The sequence below is a fragment of the Kitasatospora sp. MMS16-BH015 genome (assembly GCF_002943525.1).
In the GTDB taxonomy this organism is placed as follows: domain Bacteria; phylum Actinomycetota; class Actinomycetes; order Streptomycetales; family Streptomycetaceae; genus Kitasatospora.
In genome coordinates this window covers 5,348,815-5,369,430 of the sequence record NZ_CP025394.1, presented here as the reverse complement: position 1 = coordinate 5,369,430, position 20,616 = coordinate 5,348,815, and the positions used below count along the sequence as shown (strand labels likewise).

The following is a 20,616-nucleotide window of genomic DNA, read 5'->3' as shown; positions in this document are numbered from 1 at the left end:
GGGACACGGGCGAGTTCCGGACGTGCGCGTCCGGGGTGAAGGAGCTGAGGGCTCAGCCGCGGGGGCGGTCCACCCGGTCCAGCAGACCGGTCCGGGCGGCCACGGCGGCCGCCTCCAGGCGGGTCCGGGCCCCGAGTTTCATCAACACACGCTGCACATGGGTGCGCGCCGTACTGGGGGCGATCCCCATCCCCGTCGCGATGGCCGAGGTGTCCTCGCCCTCGGCGATCCGCACCAGCACCTGCACCTCGCGGTGGGTGAGCAGCCGCAGCAGCCGGATCGCCTCGCCGTCCTGCTCGGCCACCGGCCGCAGCAGCCGGTCGAAGGCCAGCTGGAGTACCTCGACGGCCACCGCCGCCTCACCGGCCCGGACGCGGACCATCGCCCGCTCCACCACTTCGATCCGCTCGTCGCTGCGGACGTACCCCGCCGCCCCCGCCGCGAAGGCCGCGGCCACCCGGCCGGGCTCGTCGGCGGGCCCGAGCACCACCACCGACACTTCCGGACGCTCCCGGCGCAGCCGCCGCACCGGCTCGAAGTCCTCCGGGCCGCCCGGGCCGTCCACCCCGAGCAGGCAGACCTCCGGCCGCCGGCCCGCCACCACCTCGCAGACGGCCCCGGCGGGCGAACCCAGGCCCACCACCCGGTGGCCCCGCTGCTGCAAGGCCGACGCCAGGGCCTCAGCCAGTAACCGGTGGTCGTCGACCACCACGAGCCGAACGCCCACGGCGCCCTCCACTCCCCGTCCGGCCCAACTCGCCCGCACAGGAGCCGGGAGCAGCCATTGACGCACCATCACAGCGCATCACGGGCCCGGGCGCCAGGGAGCGTACCCGAGCTTCGCCCGATCGGGCCCGGAACGGCCGAAGGCCCCCGCCTGACGGCGAGGGCCTTCGTGCTCTTGATGGAGCCCCCATGCGGAATCGAACCGCAGACCTTCTCCTTACCATGGAGACGCTCTACCGACTGAGCTATAGGGGCCGGTCCGCCCGGTTGTTTCCCCCCGGCCGTTCCAACGAGGAAGACATTACATGGTCATCGGCCCCGGTGTGAAATCCGGATCAGGCCGAATGCCCACTCAGTGCTGCGCGGCGTCGAAGGCCGCCTGAGCGGCCAGCATCGCCTCGCTGTTCCGCTCCACCCAGCTGCCCAGCAGCCCCACCTGCTCGGCCAGCGCCCGGCCGAGCGGCAGCAGGCTGTAGACCACCCGGGGCGGCGTCTGCGGATGCACCGTGCGCAGCACCAGGCCGTCCCGCTCCAGCGTGCGGAGCGACTGCGTCAGCATCTTCCGGCTCACCCCGGTGACCGAGCGCTGCAGCTCCGAGAACCGCTGCTCGCCCAGCTGACCGAGGCTCACCAGCAGGAGGAGCGACCACTTGTCGGCCAGCTCCGCGAAGATCGCGCGGCTCGGGCAGATGGCGGCGAGGACGTCGTAGACCTGCGCCTGCTCCACACACTCGGCCGCTTGCGGCGCCTGCGGCTCGGAGTCGACTTCCCACGACAGCTCGGTCATGCCACCCAGGATAGCGCTCGGTCCCCATTCGGGACTTGGTTTCTAATAGAGACCTGGTCTAAATTGGAGACCAAGCAAGTCAGTGCCCCTCCGCCACCGGGAGTCAGTCCGCCATGACCGAGATCCGCCCCACCGTCGCCATCGCCCACCACTCCGGTTACGGCCACACCGCCGTGCTCGCCGAGGCCGTCGCCCGGGGCATCGCCGCCGCCGGTGGCGAGGCCGTGCTGATCGCGGTCGACACCATCACCGAGGAGCAGTGGGCCCAGCTGGACGCCGCCGACGCGATCGTCTTCGGCTCCCCCACCTACATGGGCACCGCCTCCGCCGCCTTCCACGCCTTCGGCGAGGCCAGCAGCAAGCGCTGGTTCACCAGCGCTTGGGGCGACAAGCTCGCCGCCGGCTTCACCAACTCCGGCTCCAAGGCCGGCGACAAGAGCTCCACCCTGGCCTGGTTCCAGGTGCTCGCCGCCCAGCACGGCATGACCTGGGTCAACCTCGGCCTGCACCCCGGCTGGAACGCCAGCACCGCCTCCGAGTACGACCTCAACCGCCTCGGCTACTTCGGCGGCGCCGCCGCCCAGACCCCCGTCGACGGCGACGCCGCCACCGTCCACAAGGCCGACATCGCCACCGCGGAGCACCTCGGCCAGCGCCTCACCGAGCAGACCCGGATCGTGCTGGCGGGCCGGAAGGTTATTTCCGGGGCGTGATCATCTGTTTGGGGGCGCGGGGAACGGCGCGGCCAAGCATGCACGGCCCGCCTGCTTTACGAAGTGGCCCACTTGCACTGTCCGTTGCGGGTGCCACTGGCTCCCGAGCTGCGCTCACAGCACCGCCGCTTCCGACTTCGCGCAGTTCCCCGCGCCCCTGAATGCCAGACAGAGCACCGAAACAACTCCCATCCCCGCCAAGTACCACCCCACCGGCTCCGCCGTCCCGTACACCGCCGTCAGCCGGCTCGCGACGATCGGGGCCGTCGCCCCGCCCAGCACGCCCCCGATGTTGTACGTGAGGGCCGCGCCCGAGTAGCGGACGGCCGTCGGGAAGAGCTCCGGCAGGAAGGCCGCCACCGGCCCGAACAGACAGCCCAGCACCACCATCCCCCCGCACAACGCCAGCGCCACGTACGCCGTCCTCCCGCTCTCCAACATCGGGAAGAAGACCAGCGACCACCCTGCCGCCAGCGCCGCCGCGCCCTGGAGCATCCGCCGCCGCCCCCACCGGTCGCTGCGCCCGGCCGTCCACCAGGCCGCCAGGCCCTTGCCCACCGCGCCGACCAGCAGCAGCCCGAGCACCAGGCCCCGGGAGATGCCGAGCTGGGTGGTCGCGTAGGCCAGCGAGAAGGTGGTGGTCAGGTAGAAGAGGGCGTACCCGATCATGGTGGCGCAGCCCCCGAGCAGCACCACCCGCCCGTGCCGCCGCAGCAGCTCGACCACCGGCACCGGCCCGGCCGCCGCCTCGGCCGCCTGCTCGGTGAAGACCCGGCTCTCCTTGATCCGCAGCCGGACGAAGAGCCCGACCAGCACCAGCGCCGCCGAGGCCAGGAACGGCACCCGCCAGCCCCAGCTCAGGAAGGCCGCCTCGTCGAGCCCCTCGGAGAGGGCCAGGAAGACGCCGGTGGCCAGCACGAAACCGACGCAGGGGCCCAGCTGGAGGTACGCGCCGTACCGCCCGCGCTGCCCCGGCGGGGCGTGCTCGGCCAGCAGCAGCGCCGCGCCGCCCCACTCCCCGCCCAGGCCGATGCCCTGGCAGGCGCGGAGCAGCAGCAGTACCAGCGGCGCCCACCAGCCCCAGGCGGTGTACCCGGGCAGCAGGCCGACGGCCACCGTGGAGAGGCCCATCAGCAGTAGCGAGACCACCAGGGTGGTCTTGCGGCCCAGCCGGTCGCCGAAGTGGCCGAAGAGCACGGCGCCGAGCGGCCGGGCCAGGAAGGCCACCGCGTACACCGAGAAGGCGGCCAGCAGCGCCCCCGAGGCGCCGAGGCCGGGGAAGAAGACCCGGCCGAAGACCAGGGCGGCGGCCGTGCCGTAGATGAAGAAGTCGTAGTACTCGATCGCGGTGCCCAGGAAGGCCGTGGTGGCGACCCGCCGCAGGGTGGGGCCGGCCGGGGCTGCGGCGGCCGGCAGGGTGTCTGTGGTCATGGGGCCACCCTGCTGGCCGGGCCCGCCCCGCCGACACCACCGGACGGGTGGTCCGGGAGCGAACGATCAGGCCTGCGCCCCCGCCCCGCCACCCTCGATAGACTGCCGGCGTCCCGAGCAGCACCCCTGGAAGGGCCCGACCCCGTGCCAGCCCCCGGCAGCCCGCGCGCCTGGTGGGCGCACGCCGCCCGACCGGTGCGCCCGCCGCTGCTGTGGGCGCTGATCACCCGGGCCGCGCTCGGGATGGCCACCCCGCTGCTGCTCGGCCTGCTGGCCGGCCGGCTCGACCTCGGCGTCTTCGCCGGGCTCGGCGCGATGCACGCGACCCTCAACGACCGGATCGAACCCACCGCCCTGCGCGCACCCCGGATCGCCGGCGCCGTGCTCGCCTCGGCCACCGGCATGCTGCTGGGCGCCACCCTCCAGCACCACCACACCGGCGTGCTGCTCACCGCCTGCGCGATGACGGCCTGTGCCTTCCTCTCCGGCGCCGTCAGCGCCACCGGCCCGCGCGGCTCCGCCGCCGGGATGCTGCTGCTGGTCTCCGCGGCCCTCGGCATCGGCATGCCCTCGCCCCACCCCTGGTGGGCCGGGCCGCCGATGATGCTGCTGGGCGCGCTCTACGTCTTCCTGCTCGGCCTGCCGCTGCGCCCCCGCTCGCTCCGGGCCGACCCGCGCCGCCGCGCCCTGGCCGCCGCCTACGAGGCGCTCGGCCTGACCCTCGCCGCCCTCGGCACCCCGCAGGGCGCCGAGGCCCGCCGGCTGCTCACCGCCCGGCTCAACTCCGCCCAGGACCTGCTCGGCCGGGGCCCGGCCCTGCGCACCGAGTACGAGGCCCTGCTCGCCGCGGCCGAGGCCAGCACCGGCCTGCTCTGGGCCCGGCGGCCGGTGCCGGCCGAGGTCGCCGTGCTGCCCGCCGCCCTCGGCCGCACCCTGCTCGGCGACCCGCCGCCACCGCACCCCGGCTGGCCTCCCGACACCCCGGCCCTGCGCGCCCTGGACGCCGCCCTGCGGGACGCCGGCGAGGCCGTGGCCGGACGCCCCGTCAGCCTCGGCACCGCCCCCGCCCCGCCGCCCGACCCCTGGCGGCTGCGGGTGCGGCTGCTCTCCCCGGGCTCGGCCCGGTACGGCCTGCGGGTGGCGCTGTGCATCGCCGTGGCCGAGGCCGTCACCGCCGGGCTGCCGCTCAGCCGCAGCTACTGGGTGCCCATGACGGTCGCCTTCGTGCTCAAGCCCGACCTCGGCTCGGTCTTCCTGCGGGCCGTCAGCCGCTCGGTCGGCACCCTGATCGGGATCGCCCTGACGGCCGGCCTGCTGCTGCTCACCACCGACCGCTGGGTGCTCGCCCTGGCCGCCTCGGTCTGCGTGGCCCTGCTGCCGTACTCGGCCGCCGCCCACTACGGCCTGAACACCGCCGTGATGACGCCGATGGCGCTGATCCTGGTGCAGCTCGGCGGCGAGAGCGGGGCCGCCGAGTTCTGGCCCCGGGTGCTCGACACCACCCTGGCCAGCGTGATCGTGCTGGTCTTCGGCTACCTGCTCTGGCCCGAACGCCCCCGGCACCGGATCGAACCGCTCCTGGTGGCCGCCGCCACCGCCCTCGCCGCCTACCTCACCTCGGTGGTGCGGAGCAGCCCGGCCCCGCCCGCCGAGGTCTGGCTGCGCCGCACCGCCTACCGCTCCCTCGCCGAGGCCCGCCAGGAAGTCCGCAACGGCCTGGCCGAACCCCCGCCCACCGGCCGCCTGGCCGAACAGTGGCTCCCCGCCACCGCCGCCCTCGAACGGCTCAGCGGCGCCGTCGCCGCCTACGCCGCCCAGATCCGGTACGGCGACCGGCTCGCCGACCCCGCCGAGGCGGCCCGGGTGCTCGATTCGCTGGAGCGCCTCACCGCGGCCGCCCGCGCCCACCGCCCGCCGACCGGCCTGGCGGCGCGCCCGGAAAGCCCGCACGACCCGGCGCTGAGCGCGCTGGGCCGTGCGGCGAACGAACTGGACGTCCTGCTGGGGTGATCCCCCGGGTGGCTGCCAGACCTACTCGGCCTGCTCGGCCAGCTCCATCCAGACCATCTCCAGCTCCTCCTTCTCCTCCTTGACCTTGCGCAGCTGGGCGTCCAGCTCCGCGATCTTGGAGAAGTCGGCGGCGTGCTCGGCGAGCTGAGTGTGCAGCTTGGACTCCTGCTGGTCGAGCTTGGCGATCTGCCGCTCGACCTTCTGCATCTCCTTCTTCAGCGCCCGGGTGTCACCGACCGGCTTGGCGGTGGCGGCCGGGGCGGCGGGCGCGGCGGCCTCGGCCATCTTCGCCCGGCGCTCCAGGTACTCGTCCACGCCGTTCGGCAGCATCCGCAGGCGCTGGTCGCCCAGCAGCGCGTGCACGGTGTCCGTGGTGCGCTCGATGAAGAACCGGTCGTGGCTGATCACGATCATCGAGCCGGGCCAGCCGTCGAGCAGGTCCTCCAGCTGGTTGAGCGTCTCGATGTCGAGGTCGTTGGTGGGCTCGTCCAGGAACAGCACGTTCGGCTCGTCCATCAGCAGGCGCAGCAGCTGCAGCCTGCGGCGCTCACCACCGGAGAGGTCGCCGACCGGCGTCCACTGCTTGTCCTTGCCGAAGCCGAACTGCTCGCAGAGCTGACCGGCGCTCATCTCCCGGCCCTTGCCCAGGTCCACCCGGCCGCGGACCTGCTCGACGGCCTGCAGCACCCGGGTGGCCGGGTCGAGCTCGGCGATCTCCTGGGACAGGTACGCCAGCCGGACGGTCTTGCCGACCTTGATCACGCCGGAGGCCGGCTGCACGTCGCCCTGGGTCGCGTAGGCGGCCTGCATGGCCCGCAGCAGCGAGGTCTTGCCGGCGCCGTTGACGCCCAGCAGGCCGATCCGGTCGCCCGGGCCGAGGTTCCAGGTCAGGTTCTCCAGCAGCAGCTTGGGCCCGGCCTTGACGGTGACGTTCTCCAGCTCGAAGACGGTGCGGCCCAGGCGGGCGTTGGCGAACTTCATCAGCTCGCTCTTGTCGCGGGGCTCCGGCACGTCGGCGATCAGGGCGTTGGCGGCCTCGATCCGGTAGCGCGGCTTGGAGGTGCGGGCCGGGGCGCCGCGGCGCAGCCAGGCGAGCTCCTTGCGGGCCAGGTTCTGCCGCTTCTGCTCCTCGGTGGCCTCGATCCGGGAGCGCTCGGCGCGGGCGAAGACGTAGTCGGAGTAGCCGCCCTCGTACTCGCGGACCTCACCGCGCTGGACGTCCCACATCCGGGTGCAGACCTGGTCGAGGAACCACCGGTCGTGGGTGACGCAGACCAGCGCCGAGCGGCGCTTGCTCAGGTGCTGGGCCAGCCAGGCGATGCCCTCGACGTCGAGGTGGTTGGTGGGCTCGTCGAGCACGATCAGGTCGTGCTCGCCGAGCAGCAGCTTGGCCAGCGCGATCCGGCGACGCTCGCCACCGGAGAGCGGGCCGATCACGGTGTCCAGGCCGTCGGCGAAGCCCGGCAGGTCAAGGCCGCCGAACAGGCCCTGGATGATGTCGCGGATCCGGCTGTCGCCGAGCCACTGGTGGTCCGCGCGGTCGGCGACCACCTCGTGCCGGATGGTGGCCTTCGGGTCCAGCGAGTCGTGCTGGGTGAGCACGGCCATCTGCAGCCCGCCCGAGTGGGTGATCCGGCCGGTGTCCGGCTCCTCCAGCTTGGCCAGCATCCGGATCAACGTGGTCTTGCCGTCACCGTTGCGCCCGACCACCCCGATCCGGTCACCCTCGCTGACCCCGAGGCTGACCCCGTCCAGCAGGGCACGAGTGCCGTAGACCTTCGTGACGGACTCGATGGTGGCGAGGTTGACGGCCACTGCTGCTGCGCTCCTGGGATCGACTGGTGAGGATGCCCAGCCTAGTTCTTCGGGGGCGCGGGGAACTGCGCGAGGCCGGGAGAAGCGGAGTAGTAGATCACGCCGGGAGACAGTTGCACCGTCAACGGACCGTGCAAGTGGGTCACTGCGTAGGAGTGCGGAGCCTGCTTGGCTGGCCGCGCCGTTCCCCGCGCCCCCGGGAGCTGCAACTAAAGCACTGTGGCTCCCGGCACCGGGCCGTAGGTGGCGTGGGCGTCGCGGCAGGTGCCGGAGGTACGGAGGGCTTCGGCCAGGCGCTCGGCCGTGGCGGCGTCCGGGGCGAGGAAGGCGCAGGTGGGGCCGGAGCCGGAGACCAGGGCGGCCAGGGCGCCGGCGGCCAGGCCGGTGTCGAGGGTGGCCTGCAGGGAAGGGCGCAGGGAGACGGCGGGCGGCTGGAGGTCGTTGGTGAGGGCGGTGGCCAGGGCCTTCGGGTCGCCGACGGCCAGGGCGTCGACCAGGGCGGCGGAGAGCTCGGGGGTGGGGAAGTCCACGTCCGAGGAGCCCAGGCCGGCGGCCTCGCGGAGGCGGTCGCACTCGCGGAAGACGGCGGGGGTGGAGAGGCCGCCGTCGGCCACCGCGAAGACCCAGTGGAAGGTGCCGGTGACCGGCAGCGCCTCGAGCAGCTCGCCGCGGCCGCGGCCGAGCGCGACGCCGCCGAACAGCGCGAACGGCACGTCGGAGCCGAGCTCGGCGGCCAGCTCGAGCAGGGCCGGACGCGGCGTGCCGAGGCCCCAGAGCGCGTCGCAGGCCAGCAGGGCCGCCGCGCCGTCCGCGCTGCCGCCCGCCATGCCGCCGGCCACCGGGATGGCCTTGGCGATGTGCAGGTGCACGGTGGGCTCGGGCAGGCCGTGGTGGGCGGCCAGCAGGCGGGCCGCCTTCGCGGCCAGGTTGTGGCCGTCCAGCGGCACCTGGTCGGCGCCGGGGCCCTCGCAGCTGAGGGTGACGCCCTCGGTGCCGGGGCCCGCCGTCACCTCGTCGCCGAGCGCGACGGCGAAGAAGACGTTGGTCAGGTCGTGGAAGCCGTCGGCCCGCAGGCCGCCGACGCCCAGCTGCACGTTGACCTTGGCGGGCACCCGCACGGTGACGCTCACAGCGCCTGGCCCTTCGGCTTGTGCTCGGCGATCGCGGCGAACTGCTCGACGGTGAGCATCTCCCCGCGCAGCTTGTGGTCGATCCCGGCGGCGGCCAGCGCCTCCTCGGCCCCGGCCGGGGAGCCGGCCCAGCCGGCCAGTGCGGCGCGCAGCGTCTTGCGGCGCTGGGCGAAGGCGGCGTCCACCACGGCGAAGACCTCGGTGCGGGTGGCGGTGGTCTTCGGCGGCTCGCGGCGGATCAGCGAGACCAGGCCGGAGTCCACGTTCGGCGCGGGCCAGAACACGTTGCGGCCGATCGCCCCGGCCCGCTTCACGTCGGCGTACCAGTTGGCCTTCACCGAGGGCACGCCGTAGACCTTGTTGCCGGGCTTGGCGGCCAGGCGGTCGGCCACCTCGCTCTGCACCATCACCAGGGTGCGCTCGATGCTCGGGAAGGTCGCGAGCATGTGCAGCAGCACCGGGACGGCCACGTTGTACGGCAGGTTCGCCACCAGCGCGGTGGGCGCCGGGCCCGGCAGCTCGGTGACCTCCATCGCGTCGCTGAGGACCAGGTCGAAGTGCTCGGCCTTGGCCGGCATCCGGGCCGCGATCGTGGCGGGCAGGTGCTCCGCCAGCAGCGGGTCGATCTCCACCGCGGTGACGTGCGCGGCCACCTCCAGCAGCGCCAGCGTCAGCGACCCGAGCCCGGGCCCGACCTCCACCACCGCGTCCTCGGCCGTCACCCCACCCGCCCGGACGATCCGCCGCACGGTGTTCCCGTCGATGACGAAGTTCTGCCCGCGCTGCTTGGTCGGCTTCACGCCCAGCGCCGCCGCCAGCTCCCGGATGTCCGAGGCGCCGAGGAGGTGGGAGTCGGTGGTGTTCTCAGAGGTGCTGCTCACCCGCCAAGGATACGGGTCAGAGCTCGACGATCTGCTTGAGATCGATCTCGACGGGATACGGCAGGTCGGTACGGAGCAGCCCCTCGTGCTGCGCGACCGGGAGGTAGACGCCCTGCTCGGTGTCGCGGCGGAACTCGTGGACGACGGGGAGGTTGTCGGTGCCGCGCTCGACCCGCCAGTAGTAGGGGATCCCCTTCTCGGCGTACTGACCGGGCTTGCGGAACCGGTCGGCCGAGCGCGAACCGAACGAGACCACTTCGACGGCGAGGGTCACGGCTTCGACCGGCAGGCACTCCAGGTCGAAGGCATCCAGACCCGTCTTGTCGAACACCACCACGTCCGGCTTCGTGACATTGTCCTCGGCGATCATGACGCATCGTTCGGCCAACACGGCGTAGGGCAACTGCCGTACGGAAAACAGCACACGCTCGATACCCGACCGCACCAGGTCGTGCCACATGTTCGTCTGTCCCCTGACCACGATGGCTCCGTCCACCAGTTCCCAGTCGAACGGCAGGTCGAGCTCCCTGGCCTGCTCGTACGTCCAGCCCTGGGAAGGCGGATGCATCAAGTCGATCGGTTCGGCGGTCATCGCGGTCTCCTCTCTGCCTTCATGCTAACGAGCGAGCTCTTCGGCGGGGTGTGGTCTCAGTAGTCGAAGGCGCGGCCCGTGTTGGTGGCGATGGCCTTGGCGAGTTCGTCCTCGTGGAGGCCGAGGGTGTCGGCCATCGAGCGGACGGTGACCGGGATGAGGTACGGGGCGTTGGGGCGGCCGCGGTAGGGGTGGGGGGTGAGGAAGGGGGCGTCGGTCTCGACCAGGATGCGGTCGAGGGGGGTGGCGAGGAGGGCGTCGCGCAGGGGCTGGTTGGCCTTGAAGGTGACCGGGCCGGCGAAGGAGAGGTACCAGCCGTGCTCGGCGCAGAGCTCGGCCATGGCGGCGTCGCCGGAGTAGCAGTGGAAGACCACGCGGTCGGGGGCGCCCTCGGCGAGGAGGACGGAGATCACGTCCTCGTGGGCGTCGCGGTCGTGGATGACCAGGGCCTTGCCGTGGCGCTTGGCGATCTCGATGTGGCGGCGGAAGGACTCCTTCTGGATCTCCACGCCCTCGGGGCCGGTGCGGAAGTAGTCCAGGCCGGTCTCGCCGACGGCCCGCACCTGCGGGAGGGCCGCGAGCGCGTCGATCTCGGCGAGCGCGGCGTCGAGGGCGGCCTGGCCGCCGGCCGGACGCTGCTGGCCGGACCACCCGTCGGGGTCGCCGAGGAAGATCCGGGGGGCCTCGTTGGGGTGCAGGGCCACCGCGGCGTGCACGGACTCGTACACGGCGGCGAGCTCGGCCGCCCAGCGGGAGCCGGGCACGTCGCAGCCGACCTGGACGACGGTGGTGACGCCGACCGAGGCGGCCTTGGCCAGGCCCTCGGCGGGCGTGCCGGACTGCATGTCGAGGTGGGTGTGCGAATCCGCGACTGGCACCGCCAGGGGGGCGGGCAGCGGCGGCGGGGTGGTGCGGTCGGTGTCCTTGCTGGCCATCAGTGCTTCTCTTCCAGGGCTTCGAGACGGGGGAAGAGGATCTCCCCCTTGGTGATGGTCGCACCGGCGGGCAGCCGGCCCCAATCGGCGGCGGTGGCGATGGTCTGCCCGGCCAGCGGGCCGAGCAGCGGCGCCGCGCCCAGCGACTCCCAGAGCTTGGCGGCGGTGTCCGGCATCACCGGGTTGAGCAGCACCGCGAGCGCCCGCAGGCCCTCGGCGGCGGTGTACAGGATGGTGGCGAGCCGGCCCCGGGCGGCGTCCGAGGGGTCCTTGGCCACCTGCCAGGGCGCCTGGTCGCTCAGGTAGCCGTTGACCACCCGGACGAAGTCGAAGACCGCCCCGAGCCCGCCCGCGAAGTCCAGCTCCTCGCCGATCCGCCGGTCGGCCTCCGCCACGGCCCCGGTCAGCGCGGCGGCCACCGCCGCCTCGGCCGGGCCGGGCTCGACGGCGGCCGGCAGCGAGCCGTCGAAGTACCTGCCCACCATCGCGGCCAGCCGGGAGGCGAGGTTGCCGAAGTCGTTGGCCAGCTCGGAGGTGTACCGGGCGGTGAAGTCCTCCCAGGAGAAGGAGCCGTCGGTGCCGTACGGGATGGCCCGCAGGAAGTAGTAGCGGTAGGCGTCCACGCCGAAGTGCGCGGTCAGGTCGGTCGGGGAGATGCCGGTCAGGTTCGACTTGGACATCTTCTCGCCGCCGACCATCAGCCAGCCGTTGGCCACCACCCGCTTCGGCAGCGGCAGCCCGGCGGCCAGCAGCATCGCGGGCCAGATCACCGCGTGGAAGCGCAGGATGTCCTTGCCCACCAGGTGCACCGAGGCGGGCCAGAGCTCGGCGAACCGCTCCGGGTCGGCGCCGTGGCCGGCGGCGGTGAGGTAGTTCTGCAGCGCGTCGACCCAGACGTAGAGCACGTGCTTGTCGTCCCAGGGCAGCGGGACGCCCCAGTCGAAGGTCGAGCGGGAGATCGAGAGGTCCTGCAGGCCCTGCTCGACGAAGCGCAGCACCTCGTTGCGGGCCGAGGCGGGCTGGATGAACTCGGGGTGGGCCGCGTAGTGCTCCAGCAGCCGCAGGGCGTAGGCGGAGAGCCGGAAGAAGTAGTTCTCCTCGGCCAGCCACTCCACCGGGCGCCTGTGCACCGGGCAGAGCCGCTCCTCCTCGGTGGCGCCGGGCAGCAGCTCGGCGGGCAGCTTGTACTCCTCGCAGCCCACGCAGTACGGGCCCTCGTACGCGCCCCGGTAGATCTCGCCCCGGTCGTACAGGCCCTGGACGAACTCGGCCGCCCGCGCGGTGTGCCGGGGCTCGGTGGTGCGGATGAAGTCGTCGTTGGCGATCCGCAGGTGCTCCCAGAGCGGGCGCCAGGCCTCGGCCACCAGCCGGTCGCACCACTCCTGCGGGGTGACCCCGTGCGCCTCGGCCGTCCGGAGGATCTTCTGGCCGTGCTCGTCGGTGCCGGTCAGGTAGTGCACCTTCTCGCCGCGCTGGCGGTGCCAGCGGGTGAGCACGTCGCCCGCGACCGTGGTGTACGCGTGGCCCAGGTGCGGGCGGTCGTTCACGTAGTAGATCGGGGTGGTGACGTAGTACGTGCGCTGCTCTTCGGTGGCCGGCATGGCCGAAAGCTTAGAGGCTCCGCCACCCGGGTGATTCGGAATATCCGGGTGGCGGAGCCTCGAGGTGCGGGCGGGTGGGCCGGCCGCCGTCAGCGGCGGAAGAAGGAGTACCAGTGCCGGCGCGCCGGGCGCGGGGCCGCGGCCGGGTCGGCGGGGCCGGCGTGCGCGGGGTAGCCGGGGGCGGTGTGCAGGGAGTGCTCCACGGTGGCCACCCGGCCCTCCCGCATGATCCGCACGGTGTGGCCACCGCAGCCCGGGCAGGTCGGCTTGAGCAGCGGGGACGGCACCCGCACGCCGTTCGCGTGGTACTCGATGACCACGTGCCCGTCCCGGGCGTGGTGGTGCTCGATGTCGTAGGCCTGCTCCCAGCCGTAGCCGCAGCTGAGGCAGGCGAAGGAGTACGCCTCGCGGACGGTCTCGACGGGGGTGGCCGGCCGGGTGGTGAGCCCGACGCCACCGGGCTCGCGTTCGTCGGCCGCACGCGCTGTCAGGGGGCTACCGATGGTCTCGCTCATAGCCGTCTCCCACGCCCTCCGGACGTTCGTCCGGCTCGGGTCTTTCCCATCCAGGGAATGCCCAGGTGAGGCACTCCGCCACCCGGCTTGCCAAGACTTGGCGGTGAATTGGAGAGGCCTGTACGAAAGCCGGGCCAAAGCTTCGCCCGCGCCGCGTTTACCGAGTGCTCCCTCCACCGTACGACCGGCCGGTTCGGCGGGCACTCCGCAGGTCAGCACCAGTCTCGAACGCCCGTTCTCAGCGCTGCTTGGCCGCCACCACGGCGTCGAACACCTCGCGCTTGGGCAGCCCGAGCTCCACCGCCACGGCGGCGATCGCCTCCTTGCGGCGCTCGCCGGCCTCCTCGCGCAGCGCCACCCGCTCGGCGAGCTCGGCGGGGGTCAGCTCGGCCGGGGCGGCGGGCGGGGCGCCGGCCACCACCACGGTGATCTCGCCCTTGACCCCCTCGGCGGCCCAGGCGGCCAGCTCGGCCAGCGGGCCGCGCTTGACCTCCTCGTAGGTCTTGGTCAGCTCGCGGCAGACGGCGGCCGGGCGGTCCTCGCCGAAGGCGGCCGCCATCGCGGCCAGCGCCTCGGCGATCCGGTGCGGGGCCTCGAAGAAGACCATGGTGCGCGGCTCGGCGGCGATCTCGGCCAGCTGGCGGGCCCGGTCGCCGTTCTTGCGGGGCAGGAAGCCCTCGAAGGTGAAGCGGTCCACCGGCAGGCCGGAGAGGGCCAGCGCGGTGAGCACCGCCGAGGGGCCGGGCACCGCCGTCACCTTGATGCCGGCCGCCACCGCCGCGTCGACCAGGCGGTAGCCCGGGTCGGAGACGGAGGGCATCCCGGCGTCGGTGACCAGCAGCACCCGCGCGCCGCCGAGCAGCGCCTCGACCAGCTCGGGGGTGCGGCCCACCTCGTTGCCCTCGAAGTAGGAGACCACCCGGCCGGCGGGGGTGACGCCCAGCGCCTGGGTCAGCCGCCGCAGCCGCCGGGTGTCCTCCGCCGCGATCACGTCCGCCGAGGCCAGCTCGGTGAGCAGCCGGGGCGGGGCGTCGGAGACGTCGCCGATGGGGGTCCCTGCGAGTACGAGTACACCTGTCACGGGCCCTATCCTCGCAGCCCGAGCCGCCGGGGCCCGCAACCGTACCGGTACGGACACCCCTGTTGCCCGCTCGGGGAGCGCCCCTACCATGTGGCGGGTGACCGGCGATCTGCTATCCGACCCGCCCATTGGCGTAGACCTCTCCGAGCAGGAGGGGCCCGCCACCGTGCCCGGGCCGCGCGCGCCGCGCCCGGTCGCCGAGCGGCTGGTGCCGCCGATGCCCACCGGACGGGAGATCGCCCCGCCGCTCGCGGTGCGGATGTCCGGCCTGGTGCTGCCCGTGCTCTGGCGCTGGGCCACCCGCTGGTCCGGCTGGGCCGGGCCGATCGCGGTGGCGCTCTTCGGCGGGGTGCTGCGGTTCGTCGGCCTCGGGCAGCCGAACGCGATCATCTTCGACGAGACCTACTACGCCAAGGACTCCTACGCGCTCTGGCAGAACGGCTACGAGTCGAACTGGGCCGACGACGCCAACGCCAAGATCATGGCCGGCGGCCCGGTGCCGCTGAAGACCGACCCGTCCTTCATCGTCCACCCACCGGTCGGCAAGTGGCTGATCGGCGCCGGCGAGCAGCTCTTCGGGATGCACCCGTTCGGCTGGCGGTTCGCCATGGCGGTGCTCGGCACCCTGTCGATCCTGATGCTCGCCCGGATCGGGCGCCGGCTGTTCCGTTCCACTCTGCTCGGCTGCGTGGCCGGGCTGCTGCTCTCGGTGGACGGCCTGCACTTCGTGATGAGCCGGGTCGCCCTGCTCGACCTGGTGGTGATGTTCTGGTTCCTGGCCGCCTTCGGGCTGCTGCTGCTTGACCGGGACCGGACCAGGGGGCTGATCGCGCAGCGGCTGGAGGCCGGCTCCTCGGTCGACTGGCGCGAATCCCGCTGGTGGCTCTTCCTCGGCTGGCGCCCCTACCGGCTGGCCGCCGCCGTGGCGATCGGCCTGATGGGCGCCACCAAGTGGAGCGGCATGTACGCCCTGGTCGCCTTCTGGCTGCTGACGGTGTGCTGGGACGCCGGCTCGCGCAAGCTCGCCGGGGCCCGCCGCTGGTGGGCGTACGGCGTCTTCGACGCCCTCTTCGTCGGGCCGGTGATGCTGGTGGTGGCCGCCTCCGTCTACCTCGCCAGCTGGACCGGCTGGTTCCTGAGCAGCACCGCCCCGAACCAGGGCGGCTACGGCCGCGACTGGGCGCTGCACCGGGCCGGGCTCTCCCCCGACCACGTGCTGGGCCTCCCGCTGCCGCAGGTGGACATGACCTGGGTGCCGGACGCGCTGCGCAGCCTCTGGCACTACCACGCGCAGGTCTACGAGTTCCACGTCCACCTGACCAGCCCGCACACCTACCAGTCCAACCCGTGGAGCTGGCTGGTGCTGGGCCGCCCGGTCTCCTACTTCTACGAGTCGCCCAAGATCGGCCAGAGCGGCTGCCAGGTCGCGGAGTGCGCCCGCGAGGTGCTGGCGATCGGCACCCCGGTGCTCTGGTGGACCGGGATCCTCGCGCTGCTCTACTGCCTGTACCGCTGGGTGCTGCGCCGGGACTGGCGGGCCGGGGCGATCCTGTGCGGCCTGGCCGCGGGGTACCTGCCCTGGTTCGAGTACCAGCAGCGGACGATCTTCCTGTTCTACGCGGTGGCCTTCGTGCCGTTCCTGGTGCTCGCCGTGACCATGCTGCTCGGCGCACTGGTCGGCCCGGCCACCGCCTCGCGGGACCGTAGGCTGGTCGGCACGGCCGGGGCCGGACTGATCGTCCTGGCGGTCATGTGGAACTTTCTGTACTTCTACCCCCTCTATACAGGGCAGACGATCCCGATGGACGCCTGGCGAGCCCGGATGTGGTTCACCAGCTGGATCTGACCCGACCACTACGCAAGGGATGTACCGTGCACAAGGGCGCGAAGATAGGGCTGGCCGCGGTCTGCACCGCGATGCTCGCCGTCGGCGGGTACGGCGCGTACACCGTGTTCGGTGCGGACGGGAGCTCCACGTCGAGCGCACCCAAGCCCCGCGTGGTGGTCGACGGGCCGCCGGCCGCCGACAAGGCTGCGGCCACCGCCAAGTCCTTCCTGGACGCCTGGTCCAAGGGCGACCTCGCGGCCGCCTCGGCGCTCACCGACCAGCCGGACGCCGCGCTCACCGTGCTGACCGCCTTCAAGAGCAAGGTCAACCCGAGCGCGCTGACCCTGACGGCGGAATCCGGCCCGCCGAGCGCCAAGCCCACCTCGACCTCGGCGCCGACCACCGCCTCCTCGTCCTCGCCCTCGGCCAGCCCCAAGCCGGCCGAGAGCACCCCGGCCGGGCAGATGCTGCTCGGGTACCAGGCCAAGGCCGAGTTCGCCGGGACGGCCGCCGTCTGGAGCTACGAGGGCGCGCTCGGGCTGGTCAGGATGAGCGACGGCACCGCCGCCGTGCACTGGACCCCGCACGTGATCCACCCGCACCTGGACGCCGGCGAGACCATCGCCGTGCAGCCGATCGCGGCCCAGCCGGGCACCCTGCAGGACCGGCACGGCAAGTCGCTGGCGGGCTTCGACTCGCTGCGCCCGCTGCTGACCAACTTCAAGGCCCAGGCCGAGGCCAACCCGGCCGACGCCGGCTCCGGCGTGGTGATCTCCGACGCCTCCGGCGGCAAGTCCGAGCAGCTCTTCGTGGTCACCGAGCCCAAGCCCGCCCCCGCGCTCAAGCTGACCATCGACGGCACCCTGCAGAAGGCCGCCGAGGACGCGATGAAGAAGCAGAGCGGCCTGATGGGCGGCCTGGTCGCGATCGAGCCCTCCACCGGCAACATCCTGGCCATCGCCAACAACCCGGCCACCGGCTTCAACCGGGCGCTGCAGACCGCCGTCGCCCCGGGCTCCACCATGAAGGTGATCACCGCCGCCGCGCTGCTGGAGGCCGGGGTCGGCCTGAACGACAACGTGCCCTGCAAGCCCTCGGTGACCGTCTCCGGGCAGACCTTCCAGAACGACTCGCCCAGCGACACCGACCCCGCCGCGAGCTTCCTCAAGGACTTCGCGATCTCCTGCAACACGGCCTTCATCGAGGCCGGGATGAACAAGCTCCAGCCCGGTCAGATGGAGGCCACCGCCAAGGAGGTCTTCGGCCTCGGGCCGCTCTGGAAGACCGGCCTGCAGATCGCCCAGCCCAAGGTGCCCACGCCCAGCGGCCTCAACCAGCGGGCCGCCCAGCTGATGGGCCAGGGCCAGCTCCAGCTCAGCCCGCTGGCGATGGCCTCGGTGGCCGCCACCGTCAAGGACGGCACCTTCCGCCAGCCGATCCTGGTGCCCGGCATGACCCAGCTGCCCGCCGACCGCAAGATGTCCCCGGCCACCGCCGCCGCCCTCCAGCAGATGATGCAGGCCGTGGTCAGCAACGGCACCGCCGCCGGTCTGCACCTGCCCGGCGGCGCCGGGGCCAAGACCGGCACCGCCCAGGTCGGCAACCAGGCCAAGTCCAACAGCTGGTTCACCGCCTTCTCCGGCGACCTCGCGGTGGCCGCCGACTTCGAGAACGCGGGCCACGGCGCGGACTTCGCCGGCCCGGCGGTGGCCGAGGTGCTGGCGACGGGCAACCACAAGTAGCAGGGCTACTTGCGGTAGACGGCCGCCAGGTTGTCGACGGCCGGGTGGGCCTTGCCCGCCGGGCCGGCCGCGAAGGCCCGGAGCAGGTTCTCGGTGACCTGCCGGGTGAAGGCGCCGGCCCTGGCGTCCATGCCGTGGTCGCCGCCGCCCTCCGGGGTGCCGGCGTCCAGCGACTCCACCCAGCGCATGGTGCCGCTGGCGAAGACCCCGGCCCCGCTCGGCGCCGAGTAGTAGGCGGTGTCGGCGAAGCTCTTGCGGCCCTCGCAGACCACCGGCGAGTGCGAGAGCACCTCGATCGGGCGCGGGGTCGGGAAGGCCGTGTTCACCCGGTCGTACTCGACCCCGACCAGGTGCGGGAAGCTGTCGCCCTGCTTGGCGCCGGTGCCCGCGTACAGCCAGTGGTCCGGGTTGGTCACCACGTACGGCGCGTCCACCGGGTACCCGTCGTAGATCACACCGAGCAGCGAGCTCTCCGGGTCGGCCCCTGGCGCGGCCCGGAAGTCGGTGGTCGCGGGCTTGCCCGCCTTGAAGCCCGGATCGTCCTTGTACGCGCCCTTGTAGCAGACCACCACCCGGTCCGGGCCGAGCGGCGAGGGCTCGAACCGGACCCGGCGGAAGCAGCAGTTCGCCCCCAGGATCGCCAGGTTGGCCCCCGCGTCCCGGGCCGCCGTGAAGTGCTGCCGCTGCTCGTTCGACCAGTACTCGTCGTGCCCGAGCGAGAGCACCGCCGTGGCCCCCCGCAGGGCGTTCGCGTCCGCCGCCACATCCACGTTGGTGGTGTACGCGAGCGGGATGCCCAGCTTCTCGGCCAGCGCGATCAGCGGGGCCTCGTAGACCAGGAAGAGGCCGGCGCCGTCGTCGTACTTGTACGGGCGGTCGAAGGTGACCTGCAGCGAGCGGGTCGGCAGGCCGCCGGTGGGGCCGTTGTAGAGGTTGTAGCCGCCCCACTCGTTGTAGGCCTGCCAGGTGGCCACCGAGTTGACCACCACGGTGCGGCCCTCGGCCGAGGCCGAGCGGACGGTGACCGGCACGTACCGCTGGCCGGCCCCGCCCTCGGCGTCCAGGCGGAGCAGGTAGCAGCCCTCGGGCCAGTCGGTGGTGGCCACGGTGGTGGACTTCGCCCAGGTGGTGCGCACCATCCGGGTCTTCTGGTCCACCGTGGCGGCGGGCTGCTTGCCGCCCGGCAGCCGGTCGGACTTCCAGACCAGGCGGGCCCGGGCGCCGCCGTACCAGCCCATCCGGTAGGCCGAGACGGTGAAGCCGGGGGCGGTGGTGGAGACGTGCAGGCCGAACGATTCACCGGGCAGCACGCTCACCCGATCGGCGTAGCCCTCGATCGCCTGGTCCGGGCCGGCCTTGCCGATCCGCCAGTCGGCGTTGCCGGGGCGGGCGTTCTCGGACTCCGCCGAGGGGGTGCCGCCGGGTGCGGCGGCGGTGCCACCGCCCGGAGCGGCGGAGGCGCCGGGGGCCTTGGCACTCAGGCTCGCCGCCGGGCCCTCCCCCGAACCGCAGGCCGTCAGCCCGGCGGCCGCGCCGACCGCCAGCCCGAGGAATCGCCGTCGGTTCGTGCCCCGCTGCTCGCCCATGCCGCGCCCTTTCCTGAGGCTGTGTCGGCTCCATCGTGCCGCACCGGGCTGAGTGCGATGCGCTCGCCCGAGAGCCGGGGCCAGAGCCAGAGCACCGCGGGCAGCGCCAGGTAGCCGAAGCGGGCGGCCGGGGCGAGCAGGAAGGCCGCCGTCAGGCCGGCCGCCAGCAGGTCGGCGGCGGCCGTGGCGGTGGCGGGCGGCCGGGTCAGCGCGCGGTGCGCCACGGCGAGCGCGGCCAGCGCGAGCAGGGCCAGCGAGAGGGTGTGGCCGGCCGGGCCGAGACCGGCCAGCAGCTTGCCCGGCAGCGGGCTGCCGGCCGGGGTGGGCACCGCGCTCAGGCCGAGCGGGAAGCGGAACACCTGCTCGGCCAGCACCGCCGGCCTGAGCAGCACGAGCGGCAGCACGGTGAGGGCCGTGCCGAGCAGCGCGGTGGCCGCCCCGCGGGCGGCGGCCCGGGGCCCGTGCCGCCGGTGCAGCAGCACCACCACCACGGGCAGCGCGGGCCAGGCCGTCCACTTGAGGCTGCAGGCCAGCGCCAGCACCACCCCGGCCGCCCCCGCCCGCCCCCGGACGGCCAGCGCGGGGGCCAGGCAGCAGAGCCCGGTGAGCGGCAGGTCGACCCCGCCAACGGCCAGCGCCAGCGCGATCGGCGGCGAGGCCGTGAGCACCGCGAGCGCACCCCACCGGGGGCCGCGCGGTCTGGTGCCGCGCTGCGGGGTACCGCCCGGCGGGGCGAGCAGTCGGCCGCTCGCCGCCAGGCAGAGCAGGAAGACGGCGGCGAACCAGACCCGGGCGTCCCCGGCCAGCAGGTGCACCGGGCCCACGTTGCCGAGCCAGGCGCGGGGCAGGCCGAAGGCCGTCATCAGCGGCAGGTACGGGTTGAAGTCGCTGACCGGCCCCGGGTGGGTCAGGTACGGCAGGCCGGTGTGCACCAGCAGGTCGGCCGAGCGCTCGACCACCATCACCTCGGACTGCCGCCGCTCGTGCACCGAGAGCAGCACCAGCGGCGCGAGCACCGCGCCGCCCAGCGCCACGGCCAGCGGCGCCACCGCCCGCCGGGGCAGCACCAGCCGGAGCAGCCCGGCCAGCGCGTAGCCGGGGGCGGCCAGCGCGCCCCAGACCGACTGGTTCGACCCGGCCCCGGCGAGCGGGAAGACGGCCGCCCAGCCGGCCGCCAGGGCGCAGCCGAGGGCCTGCACTCTGGGGCTGGTCACGTCGGGCCACAGACCGCTCACCATGAGTG

The 20,616-nt window shown here is 73.5% G+C and carries 17 protein-coding genes and 1 tRNA gene; 4 read left to right on the top strand and 14 right to left on the bottom strand.

Annotation, left to right across the window (positions count from 1 at the left end; translation table 11 throughout):
- Positions 1-52 precede the first annotated feature (52 nt).
- The 3 genes from CFP65_RS23260 to CFP65_RS23250 form a co-directional block, all read right to left on the bottom strand.
- Complete coding sequence (locus CFP65_RS23260) at positions 53-727, bottom strand: response regulator transcription factor (RefSeq protein WP_104821058.1); 675 nt, start codon at positions 725-727, stop codon at positions 53-55.
- A 178-nt stretch (positions 728-905) separates the two neighbouring features.
- Positions 906-981: transfer RNA gene (locus tag CFP65_RS23255), tRNA-Thr, on the bottom strand.
- A 97-nt stretch (positions 982-1,078) separates the two neighbouring features.
- Positions 1,079-1,513 carry a helix-turn-helix domain-containing protein gene (locus CFP65_RS23250; RefSeq protein ID WP_104818012.1) on the bottom strand — a complete coding sequence of 145 codons (435 nt, stop codon included), beginning with the start codon at positions 1,511-1,513 and terminating at the stop codon, positions 1,079-1,081.
- A 113-nt stretch (positions 1,514-1,626) separates the two neighbouring features.
- Here CFP65_RS23250 and CFP65_RS23245 point away from each other — a divergent pair, with 113 nt between their 5' ends.
- Positions 1,627-2,226, top strand: coding sequence for a flavodoxin family protein (locus CFP65_RS23245; protein WP_104818011.1), 600 nt, complete (start codon positions 1,627-1,629; stop codon positions 2,224-2,226).
- A 114-nt stretch (positions 2,227-2,340) separates the two neighbouring features.
- On the opposite strand, the gene CFP65_RS23240 is transcribed toward CFP65_RS23245, so the two are convergent.
- Positions 2,341-3,657 carry an MFS transporter gene (locus tag CFP65_RS23240; protein WP_104818010.1) on the bottom strand — a complete coding sequence of 439 codons (1,317 nt, stop codon included), beginning with the start codon at positions 3,655-3,657 and terminating at the stop codon, positions 2,341-2,343.
- A gap of 144 nt (positions 3,658-3,801) precedes the next feature.
- Between CFP65_RS23240 and CFP65_RS23235 the strand changes: the two genes are divergently transcribed.
- The gene (locus CFP65_RS23235; RefSeq protein WP_104818009.1) at positions 3,802-5,667 is read left to right on the top strand and encodes an FUSC family protein; all 1,866 of its coding nucleotides are present in this window, start codon (positions 3,802-3,804) and stop codon (positions 5,665-5,667) included.
- Between the two features lie 21 nt (positions 5,668-5,688).
- Here the strand turns inward: CFP65_RS23235 and CFP65_RS23230 are convergent, their stop codons facing one another.
- The 8 genes from CFP65_RS23230 to rsmI form a co-directional block, all read right to left on the bottom strand.
- Complete coding sequence (locus CFP65_RS23230; RefSeq protein WP_104818008.1) at positions 5,689-7,482, bottom strand: ABC-F family ATP-binding cassette domain-containing protein; 1,794 nt, start codon at positions 7,480-7,482, stop codon at positions 5,689-5,691.
- Between the two features lie 209 nt (positions 7,483-7,691).
- Positions 7,692-8,612 (bottom strand): 4-(cytidine 5'-diphospho)-2-C-methyl-D-erythritol kinase, encoded by a 921-nt coding sequence (locus CFP65_RS23225; protein WP_104818007.1) that lies wholly within the window; start codon positions 8,610-8,612, stop codon positions 7,692-7,694.
- On the bottom strand, positions 8,609-9,493 hold the full coding sequence (gene rsmA, locus CFP65_RS23220; RefSeq protein ID WP_104818006.1) for a 16S rRNA (adenine(1518)-N(6)/adenine(1519)-N(6))-dimethyltransferase RsmA: 885 nt from the start codon (positions 9,491-9,493) through the stop codon (positions 8,609-8,611). Before rsmA ends, CFP65_RS23225 begins: the two co-directional genes overlap by 4 nt.
- Positions 9,494-9,509: 16 nt before the next feature.
- Entirely contained in the window at positions 9,510-10,085 is a 576-nt protein-coding gene (locus CFP65_RS23215; RefSeq protein ID WP_104818005.1) for a Uma2 family endonuclease, read from the bottom strand.
- A 56-nt stretch (positions 10,086-10,141) separates the two neighbouring features.
- On the bottom strand, positions 10,142-11,020 hold the full coding sequence (locus tag CFP65_RS23210; protein WP_104818004.1) for a TatD family hydrolase: 879 nt from the start codon (positions 11,018-11,020) through the stop codon (positions 10,142-10,144).
- On the bottom strand, positions 11,020-12,621 hold the full coding sequence (gene metG / locus CFP65_RS23205) for a methionine--tRNA ligase (RefSeq protein WP_104818003.1): 1,602 nt from the start codon (positions 12,619-12,621) through the stop codon (positions 11,020-11,022). The genes CFP65_RS23210 and metG overlap by 1 nt, the downstream gene beginning before the upstream one ends.
- Positions 12,622-12,710: 89 nt before the next feature.
- Positions 12,711-13,136 carry a hypothetical protein gene (locus tag CFP65_RS23200; protein ID WP_104818002.1) on the bottom strand — a complete coding sequence of 142 codons (426 nt, stop codon included), beginning with the start codon at positions 13,134-13,136 and terminating at the stop codon, positions 12,711-12,713.
- 238 nt (positions 13,137-13,374) lie between these two features.
- Positions 13,375-14,217, bottom strand: a complete 843-nt coding sequence (gene rsmI, locus CFP65_RS23195) for a 16S rRNA (cytidine(1402)-2'-O)-methyltransferase (protein ID WP_104818001.1) — start codon at positions 14,215-14,217, stop codon at positions 13,375-13,377.
- Between the two features lie 88 nt (positions 14,218-14,305).
- Here rsmI and CFP65_RS23190 point away from each other — a divergent pair, with 88 nt between their 5' ends.
- Complete coding sequence (locus CFP65_RS23190; protein ID WP_104818000.1) at positions 14,306-16,063, top strand: dolichyl-phosphate-mannose--protein mannosyltransferase; 1,758 nt, start codon at positions 14,306-14,308, stop codon at positions 16,061-16,063.
- A 26-nt stretch (positions 16,064-16,089) separates the two neighbouring features.
- Complete coding sequence (locus CFP65_RS23185) at positions 16,090-17,787, top strand: penicillin-binding transpeptidase domain-containing protein (RefSeq protein WP_104817999.1); 1,698 nt, start codon at positions 16,090-16,092, stop codon at positions 17,785-17,787.
- Positions 17,788-17,792: 5 nt separating this feature from the next.
- Here CFP65_RS23185 and CFP65_RS23180 read toward each other — a convergent pair whose 3' ends face one another.
- Together CFP65_RS23180 and CFP65_RS23175 are read right to left on the bottom strand one after the other, a co-directional pair.
- Complete coding sequence (locus CFP65_RS23180; RefSeq protein ID WP_104817998.1) at positions 17,793-19,373, bottom strand: N,N-dimethylformamidase beta subunit family domain-containing protein; 1,581 nt, start codon at positions 19,371-19,373, stop codon at positions 17,793-17,795.
- Positions 19,304-20,611 (bottom strand): glycosyltransferase 87 family protein, encoded by a 1,308-nt coding sequence (locus CFP65_RS23175; RefSeq protein WP_104817997.1) that lies wholly within the window; start codon positions 20,609-20,611, stop codon positions 19,304-19,306. The genes CFP65_RS23180 and CFP65_RS23175 overlap by 70 nt, the downstream gene beginning before the upstream one ends.
- Positions 20,612-20,616: the final 5 nt, after the last annotated feature.